Origin of the sequence: Paenibacillus sp. FSL M7-1414, assembly GCF_038003195.1 — a bacterium.
Classification (GTDB): domain Bacteria; phylum Bacillota; class Bacilli; order Paenibacillales; family Paenibacillaceae; genus Paenibacillus; species Paenibacillus amylolyticus.
Map to the genome: position 1 here is coordinate 6,240,664 of NZ_JBBOOS010000001.1, position 25,349 is coordinate 6,266,012.

The window sequence follows — 25,349 nt, forward strand, 5'->3', positions numbered from 1 at the left end:
GTATAGATCACCCACCTAAAGTGGCTGAAGAATGCTGCACGTCATTTATTACTTGGATTTACTTTCTAGGATCTTGCCAGTGTCAGCGTGTAAATCTCGACCGGAATCTCCATGTGGAAGCCAGCATTTAGAATAACCCGGCCACAAGCGTCCAAGGTGCTACCTGTTGTGTATATATCATCAACCAGCAGTAACTGTATGGGTTTGGCATGCGATATGCCCATATGTGTTGGCAGATGAGATCCCTTGTATAGCTCTTCAATTAACTTCGTGCCATCCGGGTTGATGGAAAAAGCATTTTTCATCGTTTCAATACGCTCACCGCGTGATTTGAAGCTTTGTTTGGTGGTGTTGATCTGGCGCTGCAACAGATCAACGATAGGTAGGCGGCAGGCGGTGGCGAGCCCAGCAGCCAGCCGCTCCGCCTGATTGAAGCCACGCTCGGCCAGACGCTCGCTGCTCACCGGGACATAGGTGACCGCGTCAGGCCGCCATTGTGGCTTCATTTGTTGAGCATGTGTGGCGGAATGAGCCACGGGGGCTGGGGGTTCTTTTGCCAAAGTAGAATTTCGTTCTTCGCTCATCGCTTGAAAGGCTTGAATCAACAGCGCGGTTAAGAGCGGCGCGTATCTTTCATGGCCTCGAAATTTGTACATGCCTATCCATTCTTTCATAAGAGGGTTGTATTGTACGGCGCTGCGGTTGGAGATAAAAGAACGGTTTTGCATATGTGGACGAGCACAGTCCGGGCATCCAACACCCCGACCACAACGCAGGCAACGGATGGAACGGATCCATGGAATCTGCTTCACACAACGTGGGCATATGCCTGGATAGGTAGAAGACAGAATCGCTCGAGTCCCACATGTCAGACAAGTCGCTCCCGGCGGGGCGAGCAAGTGATGAAGACGCTGGGTCAGGTGCTGAGCATGATCGGTTATGTTGCTGAGCCAGTTGAGCATAGGGGCATACCTCCAGTCTCGGAATGTATTGTGATATGTGGATACGAACTGGGCAGATGACAATTATGTCTGGGATGGTGGATGCAGGTAGCCTTTGCGACGAGCGATGGTGTTCATTTTCCGAATCTGGGCAACGGCCTTCACCTGTGAACGTGTCCGACGAGATGATGCAAAAACCACTCTACCCGTCGGGTCATCCATGGAACGCCCTGCTCTACCCGCCATCTGGACCAGCGACGCTTCATCAAAGAGACCATTGTCTGCATCCAATATAAAGACGTCGCTACGCGGAATGGTAACGCCACGCTCCAAAATTGTGGTGGTTACGAGCAGACGAATTTTGCGTTCACGAAAGGCTATAACTTTGCTAGCGCGATCAGGGTCCTGAGATGAAGTTCCTTCGATATGGATTCCGGGAAAAGTACGACGCATTAGATTCACAAACGCCTCAATCTGGGCAATGCGTGTTACAAAGACAAATACCTGAGCGTCACGCTTCAATGAAATTTGGATGTTAGTCCTCAAGGCAGAAGGAAAATTTCGTTTCTTAATACATTCAGCAACGGTAACCATTTTGATCAATCTTGGCACGGGCAAAGGATGGCGGTGGAAACGTACTGGAACTTTGGCATGGGTTAGTTTCCCCTGTGCCGCTTCCCTCTGGAGCCGAGCAGGCGGTGTAGCAGACAGATAGACGAAATTCCCCTCCGGTTTACAGGAAGATGCCGCCGCGTGAGCGAGCATGGGATCGTTGTGATAAGGGAAAGCATCTAGTTCGTCGATAATGACGAGATCGAATCCCTGGTAAAAACGCATCAGTTGATGTGTGGTGGCAAGCGTGAGCTGAGCGTCTTTCCAGCGTTCGTCACTGCCTCCGTAAAGGGTAGCGAGCGAGGTGTCCGGAAAAGCTTTGGCCAGACGCGGGGCTAGCTCCAGCACCACATCCCTGCGCGGCGTAGCGACCAGTGCTCGTCCACCGCGGTCCAATGTATGTTGGAGCAGGGGGAAAATCATCTCGGTCTTGCCGGCCCCGGTCACGGCCCACAGCAAGAACCGCCCCGGCCCATCCCCTGCGGGTGGCCGGGCCAAAAACGCAAGCGCCGCGGCTGCTGCCGCGCTCTGCGCTGCGCTAAGCCCCCACCGGGCGAGCCCGCCGCCGGTGGGGGCCAAGGCCGTGCCACGTGGTGCTTCGCCGCGTCGTGGCACGGCCCCTTGCGCTGCACTGCGTAGCAGCAGCGCACAGGCACGGCTGCGCCCCAGCGCGAGGCAAGCCTCGCAGTAGGCGCACGCCGCCAGGCCGCAGGCAGCGCAGGGCACGCGCTGCCTGGCTTCGCTGCCACAACGGTGGCAGCGGGGCGCGCTCCGCGCGCGTCCAAGCCACGCGTGTCGACGGCGCGTGGCAGGCCCTTCGAGGGCGGCTGTGATGCTCAGCCGCCCGTGCAAGCGCGCGAGCTGCGTAGCCGCGCGCCACTCCCTTGGCGGCTGGGCGGTATCCGCCAGCAAGGCCTCCGCCTCGGCCGCCAGTAATTGGCGGCCGCTGATACGCTCAGCCAGCAGGGCCGCGTCCCGCTCGAGCTGAGCCCACTGCCCGGCGGGATACGGCTCGGGCATCCCGCCTACCAAAGCACCACGCGCAGCGACACCCCCCGCTATGCCTTTTCTGGCCTCTGTTTCCCCCGAGGCCAATTCATACACATCCAGCTTCCGTGCAAGATAACTCTGCCAATCGCGCTGGCCCCACTGATCCATACTTCGCTCCATCTCAAAATGTTCAACCAACCAGGATGCCTGACTTAACGGTAACGCTTTGTCTAACAGCAGCCAGCGCAGCACATGTCGCCCACTTCCTTCCTCTAGCCACCAAACCACATCCACTCGAATATCGAGTGATAACACCATACTCCACCCTTCCCCTACACGGCACACATATAAGGCAACCTTCATTTACTCTCCCCCCCCATCGTACTTTCTCCTGAACGCAAAAAAAGCACATGCCAATCCGGCTGTTCGCCGGAGCATGTGCTTCATGTCCATATTCCATCTTCGTATGATGAATCTTACTTATCACTATACCAATTGAATCTCTAATCTACAAATTCAGCCATTCAAAAAGTTTATTTCCCAACTCGAATAAGAAGTTGCTGATCAAGTGCTGAACAACTCCTAACCAGACTATTATATATATCATTTAGATGAATCTTATTCTACGATGTACGTTTACTTCAATCATATTGGTCTGAAATGTCCAAGAACCGGTTATGTATTACTTAGTATGGAGATGCCTGATAAACATTCGATTATACCGATTAATCAACTCATCCAAAATCTCGGACTGTTTAATTACAATTGGATGTTGTAAACCATAAATCGCTGTCAATGTGTACAAGCTTTCCCTTTCACGTTCCAGTTCAATTTCTTGCTCACTCGCAACATGTTTCATAGCATCTTCACCTCTATAAAACATTGTAACCTCTTATGTAAAAACATAGATTTCCATTAGATATACAAAAAATATACGAGAATAACCACCTTCTCTTCACCATGTATATTAGTCGCCATTAATTTGATGTAAAAATGAATATGGACAACATCATTTCCTTTTATAACAGAAGACGTTTCAATTGGACTCGTAACAACCGGCTCATCACGTTAGCATCATTGTTTATTCGATCAATAATTGACAAGCTATCCAAGACAAATTGAACTCCAATATGAACACGATTGGAGCTTAGATAATAATCACCTACATCCATTAGAAATATCGCAAACCGATCATCAATAATCTGGTCAGTATAAGAGCCCACGTTCTCCTGAGTGAACATTTGAGATGATATATTTATTTTAAAACGCTCCAACACATGGTCAATATTCATATTATACGTATTGGCTGCTTTAATAAGCTTGAACATTCCACGCAAAATCTCGTTTTCTCTTACTGATAAATACTCCACATACTCATCCAAAACATCTATTTTACCTGCAAGAATCTGATAGAGATATCTATTGGCTACTGCCCACTCCCGAAACTGTTTTTTCGTTAGCTCCGCTTCAAGATCATTCTCCATAATCCAATCCTGATTCTCGTAAAATGAGACATAGTGTAGGGCCTGATTATAATCATTCTGCTCTTCTGCAATGGACCCTTTAATCAAATCCGAGTATAAAATATAACCAAACAAAGGTTTGGAAGGCTCCTGATAACTCTTCCCCCTTCTAATCCGTTGATGTTTGATTTTGTACTGCACCCTCGCCAGTTTGCCCATTCGTGTTGCCAGTTGTTCCGCTTTGTCCCAACGACGCAATGAGAGGTATAGATTCATCAGATCTTTCAGCGCATCCAGTTGATCCAACTCATTAAGGCGCACGACATACGGATCAAATTGCACAGCACATTCCAGATTATTCTGCTGATCATCATTAATCGAGAGCGTGAATATTCGATACTGACAGATCGCCAATCGTTCGGCATGCTGGTACCGTTCCCCTTCACACACTTTACGATATATAATTAGTGCAGCTTCCGCGCTCCCTTCGGCATTAAATGATTCGGCACAATCAAACAAAGGTTTGATATACGAAGGATTTTCCATCATTAGATCTACTGTTCTTTCAATACAATCGTTTTTCCCAAGCTCTGCACAGCGAGTGATAAACGGACGCAGTCGTCTCCAGTTCATTGTAGAATCATCAAACAACTCACTCACATACTGTTCATAAAAATATCCTTCTTCCAAACCCATATATTCTGTCATAATATCCAGGATTTTTACCGATACAGGCTGTGAACCATTAATCACTCTACTTAGCGTTCCAGAGTTAATGCCTGATTTCTCTGCAAAATGATAAAGAAGGATTTTGTTTTCCTCTATGTAATGTAAAAATTCTGTTCGGATCGTCTTATCTATTATACTCAAGAAGATACCCCCTTCCAGAAACACACTATTCCCACGCTCGACATCCATTTTAAGTAATTATATGGTTTAATATACCATTGGTCAATATAGTGGAAGAGTCTGCTGTTCATTTTATGGGCTGATCTATCCCCTCTAGTACACTCACACCAATTCTGCTAATAACCAGAATCTTTCTTTTAAAGAGCGAAACTTTTTCCAATCTGTATCGTCTATACTTTTAAATTAAGAGTTCTGACTTCAAAAATCTTATTTCTGTGATCAAGAACTCCTCATACCCAGGCAATAACCATAGATTGCATAAAAACCCATTTTTAATTTAAAAGCAGACTTGGCTACAATTACAAAAAAAGACTACAGCTTCTGCTGTAATCTTTTCACTGTAAATCTGCGAAATGATAATCCCATTTCCCGTTCACATGATGATTTATTGCTCTGACTCACGCAAATCAATCAGGCGAAACGTGTGATCGGTCTGTGCTACCCGTTCAATATCAGCAGGGACAGCAGGCAGATAAGATGTCTCCATGCCTTGCCTTTGCATAAGCTTTTCAATAATCGTAATCGTTTCCGCTTCTGTACGATCTGCGACAACGGTTAATCTGAAGCTCTTACCACGGTATAACAATTCCCGGCAAAGTTCTCTTACAATGCCTTCGATCCGCCCTGCCTGATTGGAAGGGATGAGCAGGATCTGCTCGAAACCTTCAGGTTCCGGACGGGAAAGATGGCGCTGGTGCATGGCATGAACGGCCATTGCCGCCAGGAAGTATATGAGCAGAATCATAGTCAGATGAGCAACCATGGCAACTGCACCTCCTCGGAAGGTCATGCTCACCCATGGCGAACATCCCTGTATACAACAAGTATATGCCGTACTTCCTGAAGGGTTACACTTGCATTTCCTATCACTCATATTCCACGCTGATCGACACTGGACGAAGAAAGACAGGCCAGGTCATTCATTCACGCCTAAGCTTGCACATATGTTCCGCACACCCTTACACTTTGCTCATTTGCAGTGATAAAGTCCATTAACCCGCAGACCAATCCAACATTCTGGAAAGGGCGCGAGTGAACACCAATCTATACTTCGTCTAGGTTGAATCAACCAATGGACTGACTTACCGTAAGAATACTGCTTTACGAAAAACATAAGGTATTAGAGCGTAACCCAACCATATTTGATCGAATTGATAACGGCTTGTGTACGGTCGTCTACTTCCATCTTCTGCAGAATACTGCTGACATGGTTTTTTACTGTTTTTTCACTGATGAACAGGAATTCACCAATCATTTTATTGCTCTTACCTTCTGCCATCAAGCGAAGCACTTCAGCCTCACGACGTGTAAGCGGGTTATTGTCGCCAGCGACAAATTTAACACCTGCTTCCTTCGAAGCTCCTTCACTCATTGCCCCTGTTTCATTAAGATACGTCATACGACGCAGCTGCATGATCAGTTTGCCTGTTACTTTCGGATGTATGAACGCATGTCCTTCATGCACGGAACGAATCGCATTGATCAGAGACTCGGCCTCCATATCCTTCAGCAAGTATCCGTTAGCCCCTTTACGAAGCGTTTCAAACACATAACTTTCATCATCATGAATGGACAAGATAATCACTTTGACATCAGGGAACAGCTCACGCAATTTCTCCGTTGCTTCAACCCCGTTTTCGATTGGCATGTTGATATCCATCAATACGATATCAGGTTTATCCTGATTGCAGAATTCGAGCACTTGAATTCCATCGCCGCATTCGCCGATGACCTCAATGTCGTCCTCCATATTTAAAATGCGTTTCAGTCCCTCACGGAACAGCTGATGATCATCAGCCAAAAGAACTTTAATCGATGCTTTACCAGTATCACGGTTTTCCATCATCCTGCTACTCCTTTCCCTTATCCACGTTTGTCGGGATATGAATCACTATTTTGGTTCCTTGATTTTCTCCGGATTCAATCTCTATTCTTCCTTCTAACAGTTCAACCCGTTCTCTCATCCCAATCAGACCGAAGTGGGTATGATCCTTGCTTTTCTTCGCAAGAAGCTCCGGTTTGAACCCAAGCCCATTGTCCTGAACGACAATTTTGACGAGCTGAGCCTGGTATGTAATTTCCACTACAACATAAGTGGGATAAGCATGCTTTGCAGCATTCGACAGACCTTCCTGAACGAGGCGGTAGATCGCTGCCTCCATCGCGGAAGATAAACGGTGTTCTTTACCTCTTGTTTCAAAAAGCGACCGGATTTTCGTTTTTACCTCAAAATCCTGCACATACTTCCGAAGCGTTGGAATCAGTCCCAGATCATCCAGTGCCATAGGACGCAGATTGAAAATAACTTTTCTCATCTCTTCAAGACTGGAACGAACCTGGCCTTTCAAATCTACTATTTCGGCCTGGACCATCTTAAAATCCTGCTTAATGAGCATTCTTTCTACAATTTCCGTCCTAAGCACTAGATTGGCGAGCATCTGCGCAGGCCCGTCATGAATCTCACGAGCAATACGTTTCCGTTCTTCTTCCTGGGCCAAAATTATTTTCAAACCAATCATTTGTCGATTTTTGGCAGATTCGATGATCCGGGTCACTTGACCCAGTTCACCTGACAGGTATTCGAGTACAACACCCATCTGCGAACCGATGGTCTCGGCACGCTCCACAGAAGCTTCCACATTTTTGGCACGCTTCTGTAGGTCATCCCGACGGGCCTTCAGATACATTTCCTTCTCACGATAAATCATCAGATCCAGCTGCAGCTGTGTTGCTTTCTCATACGCCTGCTTGATATCATGCTCGGAATAACGGACAAAATCGCGGCTAACCTCAGTCAGCCGGATCCGGGAACGGCGGTAGTTCAGCTCCAATTGATCTACTTTCTCGATCGTTTCCGCCGTCTCCTTCAACACCGACTTTAACTCTTCGTTAAGTGTTTTCAGCTCATCGCGAGTCGCGTCCATGATCTCGAACATTTGATATTTGCTGTTTTCCATGACTTGTATGGCGTTTTTAATGACGCGGTCTATGGCATCGGCTTGTAAATCCACGTTTGTTCGACTCCATTTCTATCGTTTCCGGTATATATCATACCATATCACGATGAGATGGTAACGGTCTTCGTTTTCTGTTCCCATTTTACAGTCAGACCAAGTTGCTCGGAAACGAGTCTTAACGGGACTAAAGTCCTACCACCCGTTACGTATGGTGCAACAGTTGCGCTCTGTCTTTTACCATTCAGAATGAATTCTTTCTGCCCTACAACCAGATCAATCAGCTTGCCACCACGCATTACCGTGATTCGCTGATTTTTGCTATCCCAGCTTGCTTGGCCACCAAAAGCGTCCAAAACATGTTTGATTGGCACATACGTTGTACCATTTTTCAGGACCGGTGCTGCATCAATGGCTTTTTTCGTTCCGTTCACCGTCATCGATTTCTGTCCAAGCACAAGCGAAGCTATTCCCGTAGGCAATCCGACTTCACTGGACTTGGAAGGCATCGTGAATGCGATATTGTCAAAAGCAACCGTACCTGATTTCGCACGCTCATCCTGACCTTCCTCCACGTTCACCACATAGACCCGCTTCAGCTTCGCCGGATAGGCGATGTTCAGTCCGTTCAGGTCCACACTCAGCTTCTTCCACCCGTTCCAGTCAATCGCCTTGGCGAGATCGGCATATACCGTTTTGCCATTGGCATCTGTGAATTCGGCACGTAACCAGTTCAGACTTTTATCTCCCATAACATCCATCGACATCGATGTAGCTGCAGCAGATACCTCTCTACCGGTAGAGCCATTCAGTTGTGCATAAGCGTACATTTTGCCTGTTCCAGCAGTCATATCATAACCGAGTTGCAGTACATTGGAGCCGGCTTTTTCACCAGTTCCTGCTGTAACGGTTGCTGTACCAGTTACACCCGCTGCGTTCGTTGTGAAGTTAATCGGATAATTCACGTTCTCGAAGTTCTCCCAGATCGTTTCGCTGGCAGAAGCCGAGAGTACAATGACCGTGCTGTAACCATCATAACGACCAATCGCATATCCTACTTGTGCACCGGAATTGACGGAAGATACGGTTAATTGGTCAGCAGTAACTTTACCTTGGAATCCGATAAATTCCCATGTCAGCGAGTCTGCCGGAACCGTCACACTTTGTCCGCTCTTCGTTGTTGCCGTTACCGGAATGGACATCGTTGTGCCCGCTTTGAGCGAACCCAGACCTGATCCTGCTGTCAGTGAAGCCAATTCACTTCCACCCAATACCGATACTTTAATGGAAGATGAAGCTCCATTGCTCGTTGCCGTCAGCGTTGCTGTGCCTGGCTTCACGCCTTTGATTGTGCCGTTGCTGACACTCACGATGCCATTGTTGCTGGACTTCCAGGACATGCTGATATCGCCTGTTGCAATCGGGTTGTAGTAGGTGTCATATCCTTTGGCTGTGTACTTGCCCTCTTGCCCCACCAGCAACGTTTGGCTACCACTCACGGCAAAGCCCTTCAGTTTACCTACAGGAGCCGTAGAGAACACACCCAGCGTGTTTACAACCTGACGTTGCTCGGTGCCATACTCTGTGTTGAACGTCAGACCGGCGGTTTGCTCACCCAACGGACGGGTTACCATTGTTGTGGAGCCGCCTCCGTCCAGATTCATGCCTTTCCAGACACCCACACTGGTCATAAAGGATTGCAGTTCCGTCAGCGACATCCCGCTACTGTTACTGTTTTTCTCCGCTGCAATGATATAGACATACCGACCATCCTGGGAGTATCCTACTGCCGTTCTTGCACGAATGCCACCGATGCCGGAAGAGGCGATATCACGGGAAAATGAAGCTGCCTTGCCACCGTTTACCAAAATGGTGTGACCGCCAATCATCATCTCCAGGTTACTTGGATCAACCGATTGTCCGGTTGTTTTGGCTTTTAGCTTGTAATCCGCATCCAAGGTTTGCCCAACGGATAGATGGCTCATGATCCATGTTGCTGCTGTTCCATGCGCACGCAAAATGTACCCATCCTTCGGCACCGTCATGTTTAGCGCTTTTTTATCCGAGATTTGGGTAATTACTCCGTTCTGCACGAGAACCTCTGTCGGCGTTGTGGAAGGATCATTTGGACGTTTGGAGGAGGTCCATGCCGGTGTATAAATATACATCGAGTTGGCATGACTATATTTCACCGCGCCCGACTCTACCGTATAATCCTCTTTATTTATCCCACGCAAAGCAAAAGTTGAACCATCCTGCGCCTTCACTGTTCCGTCAAAAGAATACTCGTCGATCATCGGTTTGCCATCCTTGGTCACCGTGAGGGCATACATGCCCGACAGTTCGGATGGTGTGGAGACCAGAACGCCATCGGAGACCTGTCCACCAATTGGCGAGAGTTCCCCGGATACATTGAAGTAATCGCCATTTACAGCAGCTACTGCACCATTTTCCTTGGCCATGGCACCTGTGCTCTGTTTACTGTTCAGATTACCGCCCTTGCCTGTCATTACATCCAGCTTCACATACGGGTTCTGCAGATCCACCTGGACTACATCCGCCAGTACGTTGACCTTGGAACCGGAACGTGTTGTTGTATATCTGTATTTCATGAGCTTCGCACCCGAAGTCAGAATTTCTTCACTCAACTTGCTTGTATTGGTAGATGCTGCAGCGGCCACCGATTGCCACGAAGTGCCTGACCACATCTGCCCACCTGCGCTCATCACCGGTGCAATCCAGATCACACCCGCCAGCGTCACAATCGCCCATTTCTTCACCTTACTGCCCTTAACGTCTTCCAGCTGTTTCTCATGTTTCCCCAGCATGTCTGAAACGTCTCTCCCATCTTGTATATCAATCTTAGACATCACGAACACTGCCAAGTAGGCAGCCGATAGCGAGATCTCTAGTATACTCTTCTATTAATAGACTACTTTTTGTGAAAAAAGTTACGCCCCCAGCTAACTTTGAGGGGATTCTTGGCAAAAAGAAACCCATGTATGCAATTAGCTACTCATACATGGGAATTTATCTGTATACTGATATTCGTTATATTTTCAATTTAACTCTGGGAAATGAATTTCGGGTAACATTCGATTGGGGTCCTCTTCGTTCTCACTAATGTCATGATCATAACTATAATTCCAGTGCCCATTGGCGTAATCGAGGTAGATCAGCGCCTCATATATAGAATGGTTCTGCTCTATGTTCTCTGAGATGTAGCTCCATTCCAAGGTTGCATGAACAACAGCTTGGTTCTCCCCAAGAAACACGACTCGTTCATTAGACATATGATACGTAGTGTCTCCATACTCAAAGGAAGCTCTTGTAATGTGCTCCCATGTTCTCCATTCATCAACTGCATTTGCGTTCATTCGTCCAATATCAAATGGCGAAGTGTATTTATACGTTAAATCAAAGTCTTTCTGATTAAACGCTCTATAATATTGCCTGAGGTCAGATAGGACATTTTGTTGCTTCTCATTAAAATTCTCTTTTATCGTATGTACAGATTTATCGATATCTTCTGGAAGCGTAGTATTACTGGAAAGATATCGATCCTGAAGTATTTTCCACATATTATTTTCTTTCTTAATTCTGAATACGATCTCATGCTGGTCGTCCATTACCTGATTATTATGAATATAAGTAACGTACAATAATGCCTGGTTCGCAGATTCATATGTAATGCTTGTGATATCGACATTGTAGATTCGATCAGGGATTTCGCTCACTTGGGGTGCTATCTTACTATCCGTCAAATAAGATCTCTGCATATGATCTGAAGCTAGTAGTTCTACAGTGAAAGCTCTATCATATGTTGTTATCAAATCAAGTATCTCTTTCTCTTGACCATACCCATACTGCACCATCCACGCCGTATTCGACTTTTTATCATACTTAACCGCATGCTTGGTTAACCAGGCGGCATAACGGATAGGTAAAAAGAATTTTCCATCAATCTGAATACCTGGCCTTTGTAATTCGTAGTAATCTCCCGATCCACTAATGTAACCATCGTCCGGTAGAAAGATAAATTTTGATTTCCCGATCTTAACTGAGATCTCTCGATCTACCACTGAGTAATCCGCTTGGTACCCCATTAGTTGAATAAACTCTCGAAACGGAACATACACCGTTCCTGATTTTGTCATCAGTTTAATATTTGTTGGCTTTTCATTTACGTACAGTTGTATGGATTCTTTATTATCTTGAGCATACGCCAGTGATGGTATAGATATTAACCCCAGAACGAGGACAAAAACTAGCATTTTTTTAAGCAAATTTACACCCTCTATCCATGAAATTTATGACTTTATAATATAAAGAAGCGAAACCAACCAGTTGAACTTATTCCCCTGATCGATTTCGCTTCACTAAGATAAAGAGCTAATTACTATTACAGATATCCTAATTTGTCCAAAACCCGTTTCAACATGACTGCTGCCTGTGCACGAGTTGCATTTCCCTGAGGTTCAAATGTTCTGGCTGTCATGCCTTGAATGATTCCCTCCTGCACCGCTTTGGCAACAGAATCCTTAGACTGGATTTTGTTGCTGTCCTTGAACTTGGATAGAGTGGTGGCAGCCGAAGATTGAAGAGAAACTGTTTTCCCACCGTAGTTCATCGCACGTACCATCATAAGTGCCATCTGCTCACGCGTAATGGGGCGATCCGGCTTAAAGGTACCATCGGTATTTCCTGTAATGATTCCCGCTTCAGCAGCAGCACCGATATAGGCACTTGTCACACTACCGCTACGAACGTCCTGGAAACGACTTGCTGCAGTAGGTTCTCCATTCAGTCCTAGACCTCTAGCGACCAATTCAGCAAATTCCGCACGTGTAATGTTCTCATTCGGTCGGTAGAAGGAACCACCCGGTGTGTTAATTATCCATTTGGCAGAGAGCTCCTTAATGACCTCACTAGCCCAGTGTGACGCCGTATCCGGATAACTAACGATGTTGTTAACAGGGACTACCGACTGATTGCCATTCAGCTGTCCTCGAACAACTACACCACCTGTCGTATTTTTAAAGGAACTAGGTACATTGGATAACCTAAATGTAACTGGATCAATATACGTAAATCCAGATGTTACACTCGGGGTATTGGCAGCCAATTGCATGGCCAGTTGGCTTTTGACATTCTGATCTACACGTTGATCGCTTGTTCCATTACCGGCATACAAATATACGTCCGTATAGTTGCCAAGCTTCTGTGCTCCTGCACCTGCAATCAAGCCTTCCATCGTCCCCGATGAAGACACAGGTACCGTCTCTAACTGAACGTATAAGGATGGAACCGCTGCTCCTGTCGTTGTACTTGTGTTTGACGTTCCTACACTCCGACTCATAGCCGCCATATCTAAATTAGACAGTGGCACCGTCCAGAGAAGATCGCCATATTTCACACCAATAGTGCCTGTGCGATAACTTGCAGCAATCTGAGTCAGTGCATTTAATGGGAATCCAACATACGCAGCCGATTCACTGTCCGGAATCTCAAATACCACCGGCTGAGTCAATTTCCCGTTTGCTCCAGCGTATTCAAAGGACTGAATCAACTTGGTTGCATCCACGTTGAATTGACGAGTCGGGCGATTATAGTGGGACATCGCAGATACAGCAGAAGCCGTAGTATTATTCATCACAAGTAAAGACTGACCATAGCTCGTTGCATCCAATTCCGCCAACCAGGAAGGACGGTTTCCCGACTGATTATTGTTCGAACTATTATTCGTCTGTTGTAACGTAAGTGGACCAAATGCTGTTATCGTGACATTCGACGCATCCCGCAACGGCACTGCCCCAGGTACATAACTCACCGTTCCTGTCTGAGTAGCTGTCGATGTTACTGCTGAAGTATCCACTTTCAACGTCACCACAGAGCCAGAAGCTGAAGCAGACAATACAGTTGTGGTTGAATTACCAATCACTACACTGAACTGAGATGCTGTTAGTGCAGCCTGGGACTGGATTGAATCACGGAAATTAATCTGAACCGTGTCTCCCTGAAGCGTAGCCGAAAGGATTTTGCCATTTCCATATGTGTACGTTACTGGAGTCAGATTGAGATATCCTGCTGGGTTATTGTTCAGATCCGTTAATCGCAATGCTCCAGGTACATAAGATAGCGATATATTTTGTGTATCCTTCACCGCTGAAGCCAGCGTTAATGTGACCAGATCATTTTCGATCTCTGAATCATTAACGAAGACTGGCTTGCCATCGACCAGAACAGAATATTGGCTGTTGAGCGGTTTATTCGTCGTGTTCAGTGGTTCATTGTAACGCACCCATACCTTGTTACCACTCACCTCAGCACTCTTAAACTCAGGTGGTTTGGTATCAATTGAATTGCGGACATAAAAGCCGCTGAATCCAGCAAGAGCCTGTCCACGTGTATCTTTTACAGGCCATGAACCTGGCGTGTATGCAACCTGAACGACTTCACCATCCGTAATGGATCGACTAAGATTCAACGTCACCACAGAGCTGCCATTGATCGATATGCTATTGATGCCTACAGCCGACTGATCCGCAGTTACACTGAATTGTCTTGCTGCATCACTTGAAGTGATATATACCGTCTCAGGGTAGTACAACGTCATTGTACTGTAATACACGTTACCTTCTCGCGGCTTGGACATGACAGAATCTAAACCGTTCTCCACATCTCGTGCGCCAAAAGCAGCCGCAGCATTGGAAGACTGATCTGTAAGACGATTACCTGTAGTACCGGGTGCATATGCGATCCGCACAACCTGTCCTACCGCTACACCCGTATCCAAGACAACATATACACTGTCACCTGAGATATAAGTGGAGCTGACATTCCTCTTTTCACCATTTACAGTTACAGCATAAGTACTACTCAGCGAATTAGTGCTGTACAGCCACTCATCATACGTCAGGCGAATGGTGTTATTGCTATGCATCTTAGCATTTTTCAACACAGGTGCAGTTGTATCTGCACTTAATGTTTTAAAGGCCCATGATGTAGACCCATTAAGACCTGTAAATGTATTTCCTGCTTTATCACGAAACGTATTGGCTGGAATGTCTACCACATAATTTGTGTTGCTATCCAATGCGCTCGCAGGTGTAATCAGCAATTGTCTATTGTTTGCACTATTAATGGCTGTCTTGGATGCAACGGTTGCTCCATTTGATTTTTTGAGCGTTACATTCTGAATGTAATTCGGATCAAGATCTTTGTTGAACGTAACTGTTAAATTTCCCGTTAATGGTGCATTGGTAGTACCGTTTGCGGGAGATACAGTAGATACCATAAGGGACGTCGGATCAGATATGACATTGAATCCCCAAACATTCCCACTAATTGCACTGATATCATTCTCATTTCTATCCCTCAAAAAACCTTCTGGCATTACGATGTAATATGTAGTGTTGTTGTTCCAGTTATTCGTGGGAACGATCGTAATCGTATTGGTTCCAAAACCTGTAATTCGAGTTGTTCCTGCATTTACTGGAATCTGCTCAAATACAGTACCACCAACTCTTCCCTGATAAATAATGAGATTCCCTCTACCTGCGGTTACCGGCTTATCGAAAGTCATCACTACCTTAGTTGAAGGAGATACCATTGCTGCGTTATCAGGAATTCTACTCACAAGGGATGTTGAGCCTAGTCCCAGAGTGCTGAAGGTCCACTCTTTGTTAGTCAGTCCCGGAAATGGAGTATTGTCCGCGTAAACAAATGATTTATTATCTATCTCTACGTAGTATGTTGCTCCCGGTAGAACCTTGTCCTTGCCTAGTGTAATAGTCACTCGTAGGCCACTATCTAGCGCAGGCGTACTGTCTCCCGCATCCGGTGTCGTAGGATCTGTAATCGGTGGTGTGGGATCAATCACAACTTGGTAACTGGATACCAGCACCGAACCCATCGTTGTATTGTCATCCAAACGCTTAATCAAGATTGAACTTTGTGTACCAGGTGCCTTCTGAACAGGTTTATCAAAATCAATAACGAATGGTACTGAACTATCCACATTCGTTCCTTTCACGGCAGGAACAGTATTCGTTATTCCATTTGCACTTAATTCATTGGCCGCATATGCTCCCTGCTCGACTCCACTCCAACCCGTAAGCCAACCTTGAGCCGTCAGCATAACAATTAAGATTCCGAGCATGCCTTTTCTTGCAATTCTCTTCAAATCCACTGATCTTCCCCCTTATCTGCATTTCTTCCCCTGTCTGATGTACAGACCTCATTATGTATTTCGGTTAGAGAAGGGATTTCATTTAGTTATTTGGGGATATATTCCATAATTTTTCCTTTGACCATGACAAGCAGTGAAATCGATGGAAGCACAAAAAAGCCCTTAATTCCTTAACGGAATCAAGGGCTTCATTACTACTGCACCTAACTTACAGACCTGCTTGAGTTTTCAAAAGGTCTACTTTGTCCACTTGCTCCCAAGGTACATCCAAGTCTGTACGGCCGAAGTGACCGTATGCAGCGGTTTGTTTGTAGATTGGGCGACGCAGATCCAGCATACGAATGATGCCAGCCGGACGAAGATCGAAGTTGTTACGCACAAGCTCAACCAATTTCTCTTCGCTGACTTTACCAGTTCCGTATGTATCCACGTTAATCGATACCGGGTTGGCTACACCAATCGCGTAAGCGAGCTGGATTTCCACTTTGTCTGCAAGTCCTGCAGCTACAAGGTTTTTCGCTACGTAACGAGCCGCATATGCTGCGGAGCGGTCTACTTTTGTTGGATCTTTACCAGAGAACGCACCACCACCATGACGTGCATAACCGCCGTAGGTATCTACGATGATTTTACGTCCAGTAAGGCCTGCATCTCCCTGAGGTCCGCCAATAACGAAACGTCCTGTTGGGTTGATGAAATATTTAGTCTGCTCATCCAGTAATTCAGCTGGAACGACAGGCAAGATTACATGTTCTTTGATGTCTTTTTGGATCTGCTCCAGTGTAGTCTCTTCAGCGTGCTGAGTAGACACCACAATTGTATCCACACGTACCGGCTTGTCACCGTCGTATTCAATCGTTACTTGCGTTTTACCATCCGGACGAAGATATTCCAATGTACCGTTCTTACGCACTTCCGCCAGACGGCGTGCGATACGGTGGGACAGAGCGATTGGCAAAGGCATGAGTTCTGGTGTTTCGTTCGTTGCAAAACCGAACATCAGACCTTGGTCACCTGCACCAATGTTTTCTGTTTCACGAGCGACTTGTTCCGGGTCACGGTTCTCAAGCGCTGCGTTAACGCCTTGGGCAATATCAGCGGACTGCTCATTCAGAGAAGTCAGAACTGCACAAGTGTTATAATCAAAACCGAACTTGGCACGTGTGTAGCCAATATCCTTAATTGTATTACGAACGATGGACGGAATGTCCACGTATTCAGAAGCTGAACTGATTTCACCGATGACAAGCACTAAGCCTGTGGCTACGGAAACTTCGCAAGCTACGCGAGCATTGGGGTCGTTTGCAAGAAATGCGTCTAATACGGCGTCTGAGATCTGATCGCAGATTTTATCCGGATGTCCTTCGGTTACAGACTCCGAAGTAAATAGATGTCGGCCTTTAACAGACATGAAGTTTCAACCTCCCATAACTAGTAGTATGGCGATTGCCCGAACAAAACATGACAGCGATTCGTTCACTGTACCCTCGAAGCTTTCCAAAATGGAATAAGGACGCAGGGTCCGCAGTACCGAAGATAAGGATTTTTCAGGTAATTGCCTCAAACGAAAATCAACCTTTCCCTAGTGGAAAAGGTTGCATACCTCAAGTGCCATCTTAACGTATTTGTCAAGACGTGTCAAACGAAATGGGGTAAGGAAAATGCCCTATAAGTGCTGTTCTGCCTGGCGAATTAGCCTTTTGGTGATCTCTCCACCAACCGATCCATTCTCGCGGGAAGTCAGATGTCCCCACCCTTTGTATTGCCCATAGGAGTGATCACTTACTTCACCCAGTTCAGATCCAAATTCTGTATCTGAACCAGCCAAACCTCTGCCACCATAACCCACATTAAGACCAAACTCTGCAGCAATCTCATACTTCATCTGATCCAGCATTTGACGACTTTCGGGTACCACTTTGCGATTGCTTCTAGCCATGGTTCCTGCACCTCCATTAATTAATTGTCAACAGTTATAGAGTGAACAGGAACAAGGTTGGCTAGCCGTATTAATGTTTGTTAGAACTGGGTAATCTGAGCAAATGAAATGTATGACTAATGAATAATTCCTTTAACAGCTACAAATCCTATTTCAGAGTATATCCACCACGAACCATTACAGTCAGGCTATATTTGTTTCCTTCCAAAACCGTGATCCCCCGTCCATCCCTTGGAAAAGAGAGCAGGTGATTGGTCGGCGCTGCCTGTCCATTCGTCAGGTCAATCCCGTCCGTCAGATCCGCTACACCATTCGTACCTTCACTGACGATCACAGCTTTGCCGCTACGTACAATGAACTCCGCGCCAGACTTGCCGATCAGCTGTTGACCTGGCTTCACGGTTACGATCTCAACGGCATCAGAAGCGCCCGAGACCAGTGGAGGAAGTGATGTATCTCCACCTGTGCTACCGGAGTTCCCGGTTCCTGTAGAGCCGGTGTTGTTACCATTTCCTGCATTGCTGTCTGTTCCCGTATTGGTACTACCGTTTCCAGTCGGGACCTTACCGCCCAAAGCCTGTTGGATCTGCTGATCTACATAACTCTTTGTTACAACCGGATCATCTGCTGTTCCTGGCTGGCTTGTACCTGCACCGATGGCTGTATTGCTGTATACCGACCCAACCCACACGCCAACACCAATGGCGAGCGCAGCGAGGGATACTTTCATATAAGGTTTCATGTGAATCATTTTCCTCCTCTGGTAATCTATTAACTTTAACTATAGAGAAAAAAACGTCATGCGACAAGCAAAACCTCACTTCCGTAGATGTGGAAGCGAGGTCTTAGCTTTAAAATATCTTAATTTTCGTACAAATTACCGATTATTATTGGGATTATTAGAACCCTCTTCCGGGAACTCCGGGATGATCGGTTCTTCTTTAGGCAGTTTGGATACATCGTAGCTATAACCTTGTTCTGCAAGGCGTATACGTTGACCTTCAAACACATCATACAGGGCAACGCGATACGATCCACCTCGGATCTTATCAAATACCGTATCATCAATACTCCAGTTCAGAGTTTGGTTAATGCCTGTCTTCAGATCAGTTCCAGGTGTGATCTCTTTATCAAACACTTTACCTGACCCATCAGTTAGAGATAGAATCAGCTTGTGTCCGTACTCTCCACTATCCACAGCTTCCTCCTGTGTTAAGGAGTAGATCATTTCAATCTGTACTGCCGTTCCACCTGTAAGGTAAGCTTTAATATTGCTGCCCGAGAATTTGAACGGATACAAGTCTATATCATTCAGAGAAGATAGAACAGATAATGATTTCGGTTGTACTTCAAATGACATGGCATTAACATAAGCCGTTGCATCACCTTCACCGGTGACAAACTTGTTATCAGCAACTCCTTCACCTACAATCAGACGCATATCAGATAATGTTTTTACACTCTTCGGCACTTTGGCCCAGAACGTAACGATACTCTTCTGACCTGGTCCCGGTACACGGTTTGCCTGCTTAGCTGTTGCTTTGTAATATTGACCATCTGCTGTTTTGTAGTATCCTACCAACTTCGCAAGGCCACTCTGACGCAGAGACTTATTCGTCATCTCGAATTCGGTGTATACAATATCGGACGAAGATCCCGGATATACATATGTTCTGCGTATGCCCAGCTCTGTTTCTTTATCTGCAGTTCCTTGAGTATAGGTTTTCCCTTCGCCTACATAAGAGAGGGGCTGAATTAAACCGGACGTACTAAGGGTAATCCAATCGTTCTTTTCTTCCTCACTTACTTTCTCCTGCAAAGTTAATTCCAGACGGCTCATATTGAGTTCAGATGGAATTTTCGTCAAGAGATAAGCTTCGGTGACCATGCCAGAACCAAGCAACTTGCCCCCTTGCGCGCTAATCAGCTTCGTATCTCCATCAATGCGTGCGGAATCAATCGTGAACATCGCTTCCAGCTCAGGCAATTGGACCGTTTTGGCCGATGCATTACGAATGGTGACCTTGGCAGCAATAATATCACTGTCTGTCCATGGGAGACGTTGCAAGGAGCCTACAGATACACCGAATGTACCTTTACTATTCTTAATTACCGTTTCTGTCGTAAGTCCATCTCCACTTGTTACGGATTCAGGAATAGCATAGATGCCAACCGGATAGGAGAACTCAAAGCCACTCGTGCCTCCGCCAGACGTCTCCCCTTCTTTGCTCTCATCTTTGGTTGTAGGTGTCATCGCATATAATTTGATTTTGCTGGTATCCCCATTCCCTTGGATCGTAGAGTTCAGTTTGATCGTTTTAGTCGCACCTGGCTTCAACTTCAGATCATCCAGTGCCTTTGTCTCGATCGGATAGGCAGTACCATCTTCTGTACGGATCTCTAATGCGTATTTGGGAACCTTAACTTCTTTTTTCCCTTGGTTCTTAATGACCCACTGCATCGTTAGATCAAACTCTTCGTCCTCACCACGGACACGAGCAGATTCCAAAAGAGTCGATACAGGTTGTCCATCAATCGAGATGATATTCGGTTGATTGGTTGCTACGTTTACATTAGTTTGGCTAGCTTCGGGCAGCTGTAGTGCAGCAACTGGCAGAGCTGTCTTCTCTTCACCTTGTTCTTCCACTAGCAGTAATTCGGACTTTTCCAGTTTCAACGCTGTAGGCAATGAAGCCATTAAATTTAATGTTTTGTTGGCCTGTGCCTGAATACTGACACCTGTACTATCCTTATCCGGGGTCAACGGATAATTCGTACCACCTGGTGTACGTAGAATCCACTTGATGTTTGGATTATCCAATAGCTTATAGCTAATATTGTTCAAGTTCACGCCAACTTTGACATATTGCTTCTTATTTTCACCTGGATACACTTTAATACCCGAGACTTTAACCTTGACGGCTGAATCACTCAGACGAACCGTCTTTGTTTTACCTACAGGTGTAGTGATGCTATATGAGGTGGGAACATTGAATTTCCCCAGCGTGCTTTCATAATTCGGTTTACTGAAATCCCATTTTACAATCAGGAAGTTCAGATCACTCAATTTCACTTCACGTCCAACCTTCATAACGTATGTGAGATCTACCGTGGAACCCGGTGATACCGTCTTTTTCTCCTGATCCTTAGCGATCAGCTTTGGAGAGAAGCTTGTTCCACCTTTTGTTTTTACTTTGCTCCAATAATCGAGCATCATCATCGGTGTACTGTCATTATTTTTATACGTCAGTGTATACGTCACCGTATTCCCGTCGTCTTGAGACAAAATATTGACGTCGGTTAATTTCACGGTACTCCGTGCGGTCACTTTGACCGCAGGTACCTTAGCCAGTGTATGTACGACTTTGTTCGTGGTTGTTGTCTGTTGCTTCTTTGTTGTTGCGCTGTTATTTGTAGCAGGTTTACCTGAGTTAGCTGGTGTACTTGCGGCACCTACTAAGCCGCCACTTGAACTGATGAATAACATACTAGTTATCAAAGTCGTTATGACCTTTTTATGATCCACTTCCAAACCTCCCATAAGTTGCTTGTTGCTTTATAGTATAAACGTTTGGGATGGGGAGAAAGTTACGATGTTGTTGGATTTAAAATAGAAAAGACCGGAGAGGATAATCTCTCCGGTCTTTCTTACTTTATTAAAGTATTAGTTAGAAGAAATAGTAGTTGCAACTGCAACTTGTTTAGTTCCATCCAATACAGTAGCTTTGAATTGCTCACCTACTACATCTTTACTACCCAAAGTTACTTGAATAGCATCTTTTGCAGCATTCAATGTAGCATCATAAGTGTCATTACCAATAGTTACTTTAGAGTTGTTAGCCAAATCGGTAGCGGCTTTACTCAATTTAACTGTCAGCACACCAGCTTTAGCAGTTACTCCACCACTAAATGTGTGTGTAGCATCTACAGTAGCAATGCTATCATCTGCTACAGTAGCAACTGCTGTGAAGTCAGCAAATTGATTAGCGTTGATGTAAGCAACCAAAGTTTTAACAGTTACATCATCTGCAACAGTATAGACTTTTGTTCCAGCATCGTAACTGATGCTTCCTGGTGTAATTGCTCCAGCAACTGGTTCAGCATTTACAACTACTGCTTGAGTATTGATTGCATCAGTTGCATTAGTAGCTGTCAAAGTGATTTGAGTACCAACAGCTGTTGCTTTTTTACCAACAACTTCTGCAGAGATACTAGTACCAACTGCAGTTGGATTCGTTACACTTGCAGATGGAGCTGTAACAGTGTAAACACTGGAATCAGTAGCCTTAGTAGTTGTGCCATTAGCCACAAGATACTTAGCATCTTTAACTTGAACAGAAATTGGCTTGTCAAGTGAAGATGTTTTTGTCAACAATACTTTTACTGTGTTACCAGTAACATCTGTAACTTTATAATCAGCAACTGGAGTCAATGCTGGAGTATTTGTTACAGACAAATCTTTAACAATGATATCATTTGCAATAGCATCTTGTGAAGTGTTAGTAATAAATCCTACGCTATTTGTAAATGTAATTGTAAACTCTTGTCCTCCAGCAACTGCTTCTCTAGTAGAAACTTCAGTTACACGAGGAGATACAGCATTGTTAACTGTCATTGAAGCATTAGAAGACAAGTTAAGTTTGTTGTTCGAGTATGTCTCAACAGAGTTATTAGCAAACAGAGTTACAAGAGTTTGACCCGCTACTTCATCAACAGTTTTCAGTGTAACTTTGTTCTCATCAATGCTAACGGAAGCTGGATACTTACCAGCGATTTGGAAATCGCTAACGTTTGCAGATGCAACTACTTGGTTGAAAGTCAACTCAAATGTTTTAGCATCTTTTTGTACAGCGTTAGTCCATTTCAATTGGTTAGCAGCAGCATCTTTCAAGCTAGAAGCATCCAAGGATACTACTTGACCTGTTTTGGATTTCAATCCAGTTGCTACTACACCTTTAACGGATCCGTTCGGTCCGAATGTAACTTTAGTTCCATCGATGAACTCAGGGAACTGAAGTACTACGGATTTACCACCGTTAACTGCGTTTACGCTAACTTCAGTTGGAAGAGCGATGTTTTGAGCATTAGCACCGTTTTTCTCGAAGTTAATGTAGTAGTTACCTTTAGTATTAACAGTTGCCAGGTCCATTTCGCGACCGAAGTTCAATGTTACTTTGCGAGCAGACTCATTGTAATCTGTAGAAGAGATGGAAGGATTCGCAGTATCGTTAGCTACGAATGTACCATTGAATTCTACCAATGTGTTTCTCAACGCTGTAGTGTCTTGAACATCAGCAACTTTCAAGTTATAAGTGCCAGTTGCAAGTGTGTTAAAGAAAGTAACGTAGAAGATCTTGTTGGAAGAGTCAGCTGCTACTACACTGTTTACTGGGATGACATCGTCACCTTTTTTAATAGTGAAGTATTTTTTATCAGCTGCACTTACAGCTTTGTCAAAACGAACTGTCAATGTGTTAGTACGATCTCCAAATGTAGTTTCAACTACTTGTGGACGAACCAAGTCAACAGTTGCATTGATTTTGTGTTCTTTCACAGCATTAACGTTACCGGAGTAGTCTTTAACTTCTACAAACAAAGTGGACTCATATCCTGGCAGACGGTTAGCTTGTGTGAATTGAACTTCATATACGTTAGAAGCAACTTGAGTTACTGTACCAGTTTTCTTAGTATCGCCAGACTTCCAGTAGAAGCTGTCGTTAGTTACAGAAGCTGGATCGATTTCTTCATCGAAAGTAACAGTTACTTTTTCAAGAGTAGCGGAGATTTCAGTCACTTTAGGACCTTCAGTATCAACAGCTACTGTGAAGTCAGTTGTTGCAGCCAAAGATTTCAAACCAGCGAAGTCTTCAACCAAAGAAGTTGTCAACTTGTGAGCACCTTCAGAGATCGAACCAGTGTAATCACGAAGGATTACTTCACGTTGGTTAGCACCTTGAGTTACAGAACCAACAAAAGCTTTGTCATCCAATTGGAAGTTGCTGCTTGTTGGAGCTACAACTGGCTCAGAGAAAGTTACTTTGATAACTTTAGTTCCCAGAGCTTTAACTTCTGCTACTGTAGGCAGAACATTGTCAGCAGATGTGAAGGAAACTTCACCTTGTGGCAATACTGTACCAGTAGAAGATTTCACGTTTTTAGCAACAACTTTGTAAGTTGTTCCTTGTACGAATTTGCTGGATTCATTCAGCAAGAGACGCGCTGTTTTACCGTCTTCCAACAAAGTGATCGATTTGATCCCTTTAGAGTTGGAATCGATGCTGTAGTTGTTTTTGTCAGTTGCAGTAGCTTTGTCTACTTTACCGTCAAAAGCAACGTCAACTTCTTTCAAGTTAACAGAAGAAGCGGATTGTACTTTAGTTGCAGCTTCTACAACATAAGTAACTTTTTCAGTGAAAGATTTTTCTTTGTAAGTAAATTTCACTTCAGTTTCTTTGTTAGCTTCAAGAGCTTTATCCAAAGTAACTTTTACAGTTTCGCCGTCGCTGATTTTGAATTCAACAACTTTTCCACCTTCAGTTACTGTGTAAGAAGTTACTTTCAAGCTTTGTGCTTCGTCAATTGCGTAAGCAGCGCCTACAAGCAATTCACGGGAAGCGTTAGCTGTGAAGTTAGTGTTTGCATCAACCAAACCAGCGTTGATTGCTGCTTGAACATAACCTTTAGCCCAAGCTGGAGCAGTGTTGTTTGTTTCAGCTGGGATTTCAAGATCCAATGCACGAGTCAGGATTGTAGCCATCTCGGACACAGTCACTTTACCGTTGAAGTCGAAGATTTTCTTCTCAACGTTTTTACCTTCCATGATACCAGCAGCAGTTACTGCTTCGATGTAAGGTACAGCCCAGTTTTTAGCTGTGTAGTTTTTGTCAGTGTAAGAAAGAGTTCCAGTGATCTCTTTCAGACCCAGCAATTTAGTGATAACTTTTGCAAACTCAGCGCGAGTCATGTCTTTGTCAAGACCTGCTGTACCATCCGGATAACCGTTGAAAATACCTTTTGCTTTCAATGCATCAAACTGTTGTTGCGGGGAAACTGCTGTGTCACCGAATGCTACAGATGCAAACATTGAGAATGCCATTGCTGTAGACAATGCTACGGATAAAATTTTCTTCATAACCTTTTTTTCTCCTCCTTGGGCGTTCATAACATTTGAATTTTCTTTTTTAATAGGGTCGCTCGTATTCCTCATATATTGTTGCACCCCCTTTCCAGAGTTGTGAGCAAGTTAATATAAATGATGTCTGTGAGCATATCACAGAAACTTGTAAACTAGGTTAGTAAAGCAGAATCACACGTAAATAGAGTAGTTTCCTAATCCTACCTTACGTATTA

Annotated in this window: 15 protein-coding genes; all 15 read right to left on the reverse strand. The window is 45.0% G+C overall.

The window, feature by feature from the left end:
• Window positions 1-65: 65 nt before the first annotated feature.
• The 15 genes from MHH92_RS27350 to MHH92_RS27420 all read right to left on the reverse strand — a co-directional run bounded on the left by MHH92_RS27350 (window position 66) and on the right by MHH92_RS27420 (window position 25,206).
• The gene (locus tag MHH92_RS27350) at window positions 66-962 is read right to left on the reverse strand and encodes a ComF family protein (RefSeq protein ID WP_340907213.1); all 897 of its coding nucleotides are present in this window, start codon (window positions 960-962) and stop codon (window positions 66-68) included.
• A gap of 63 nt (window positions 963-1,025) precedes the next feature.
• The gene (locus MHH92_RS30665) at window positions 1,026-2,906 is read right to left on the reverse strand and encodes a helicase-related protein (protein WP_445744689.1); all 1,881 of its coding nucleotides are present in this window, start codon (window positions 2,904-2,906) and stop codon (window positions 1,026-1,028) included.
• 319 nt (window positions 2,907-3,225) lie between these two features.
• Complete coding sequence (locus MHH92_RS27360) at window positions 3,226-3,402, reverse strand: aspartyl-phosphate phosphatase Spo0E family protein (RefSeq protein ID WP_340907215.1); 177 nt, start codon at window positions 3,400-3,402, stop codon at window positions 3,226-3,228.
• A gap of 160 nt (window positions 3,403-3,562) precedes the next feature.
• Entirely contained in the window at window positions 3,563-4,876 is a 1,314-nt protein-coding gene (locus tag MHH92_RS27365) for a helix-turn-helix domain-containing protein (protein ID WP_340907216.1), read from the reverse strand.
• A 424-nt stretch (window positions 4,877-5,300) separates the two neighbouring features.
• A complete protein-coding gene (locus MHH92_RS27370) occupies window positions 5,301-5,678 on the reverse strand; it encodes a hypothetical protein (protein ID WP_340907217.1) in 378 nt (125 codons plus the stop codon).
• A 357-nt stretch (window positions 5,679-6,035) separates the two neighbouring features.
• Entirely contained in the window at window positions 6,036-6,758 is a 723-nt protein-coding gene (locus MHH92_RS27375) for a response regulator transcription factor (protein WP_026081439.1), read from the reverse strand.
• A gap of 7 nt (window positions 6,759-6,765) precedes the next feature.
• Window positions 6,766-7,926 (reverse strand): sensor histidine kinase, encoded by a 1,161-nt coding sequence (locus MHH92_RS27380; RefSeq protein ID WP_074092506.1) that lies wholly within the window; start codon window positions 7,924-7,926, stop codon window positions 6,766-6,768.
• Window positions 7,927-7,973: 47 nt separating this feature from the next.
• Window positions 7,974-10,697: a stalk domain-containing protein gene (locus MHH92_RS27385; RefSeq protein ID WP_340907218.1), complete on the reverse strand. Its 2,724-nt coding sequence runs from the start codon at window positions 10,695-10,697 to the stop codon at window positions 7,974-7,976.
• Window positions 10,698-10,928: 231 nt separating this feature from the next.
• Entirely contained in the window at window positions 10,929-12,155 is a 1,227-nt protein-coding gene (locus MHH92_RS27390) for a stalk domain-containing protein (RefSeq protein ID WP_340907219.1), read from the reverse strand.
• A gap of 116 nt (window positions 12,156-12,271) precedes the next feature.
• The gene (locus MHH92_RS27395; protein WP_340907220.1) at window positions 12,272-16,060 is read right to left on the reverse strand and encodes an S-layer homology domain-containing protein; all 3,789 of its coding nucleotides are present in this window, start codon (window positions 16,058-16,060) and stop codon (window positions 12,272-12,274) included.
• Between the two features lie 208 nt (window positions 16,061-16,268).
• Entirely contained in the window at window positions 16,269-17,471 is a 1,203-nt protein-coding gene (metK, locus tag MHH92_RS27400) for a methionine adenosyltransferase (protein ID WP_105600112.1), read from the reverse strand.
• 255 nt (window positions 17,472-17,726) lie between these two features.
• Window positions 17,727-17,999, reverse strand: coding sequence for an alpha/beta-type small acid-soluble spore protein (locus MHH92_RS27405; RefSeq protein WP_091036337.1), 273 nt, complete (start codon window positions 17,997-17,999; stop codon window positions 17,727-17,729).
• 148 nt (window positions 18,000-18,147) lie between these two features.
• Window positions 18,148-18,741, reverse strand: a complete 594-nt coding sequence (locus tag MHH92_RS27410; RefSeq protein ID WP_340907223.1) for a hypothetical protein — start codon at window positions 18,739-18,741, stop codon at window positions 18,148-18,150.
• 135 nt (window positions 18,742-18,876) lie between these two features.
• Entirely contained in the window at window positions 18,877-21,525 is a 2,649-nt protein-coding gene (locus MHH92_RS27415; protein WP_340907224.1) for a hypothetical protein, read from the reverse strand.
• 138 nt (window positions 21,526-21,663) lie between these two features.
• Complete coding sequence (locus tag MHH92_RS27420; protein ID WP_340907225.1) at window positions 21,664-25,206, reverse strand: S-layer homology domain-containing protein; 3,543 nt, start codon at window positions 25,204-25,206, stop codon at window positions 21,664-21,666.
• Between the last annotated feature and the right edge of the window lie 143 nt (window positions 25,207-25,349).

Coding starts and splice junctions, on each gene's coding strand:
- MHH92_RS27410 (WP_340907223.1), bottom strand. CDS start 18,741: ATGAAACCTTATATGAAAGTATCCCTCGCTGCGCTCGCCATTGGTGTT.
- MHH92_RS27370 (WP_340907217.1), bottom strand. CDS start 5,678: ATGGTTGCTCATCTGACTATGATTCTGCTCATATACTTCCTGGCGGCA.
- MHH92_RS30665 (WP_445744689.1), bottom strand. CDS start 2,906: ATGAAGGTTGCCTTATATGTGTGCCGTGTAGGGGAAGGGTGGAGTATG.
- MHH92_RS27360 (WP_340907215.1), bottom strand. CDS start 3,402: ATGAAACATGTTGCGAGTGAGCAAGAAATTGAACTGGAACGTGAAAGG.
- MHH92_RS27420 (WP_340907225.1), bottom strand. CDS start 25,206: ATGAGGAATACGAGCGACCCTATTAAAAAAGAAAATTCAAATGTTATG.
- MHH92_RS27375 (WP_026081439.1), bottom strand. CDS start 6,758: ATGGAAAACCGTGATACTGGTAAAGCATCGATTAAAGTTCTTTTGGCT.
- MHH92_RS27405 (WP_091036337.1), bottom strand. CDS start 17,999: ATGGCTAGAAGCAATCGCAAAGTGGTACCCGAAAGTCGTCAAATGCTG.
- metK (WP_105600112.1), bottom strand. CDS start 17,471: ATGTCTGTTAAAGGCCGACATCTATTTACTTCGGAGTCTGTAACCGAA.
- MHH92_RS27350 (WP_340907213.1), bottom strand. CDS start 962: ATGCTCAACTGGCTCAGCAACATAACCGATCATGCTCAGCACCTGACC.
- MHH92_RS27385 (WP_340907218.1), bottom strand. CDS start 10,697: ATGCTGGGGAAACATGAGAAACAGCTGGAAGACGTTAAGGGCAGTAAG.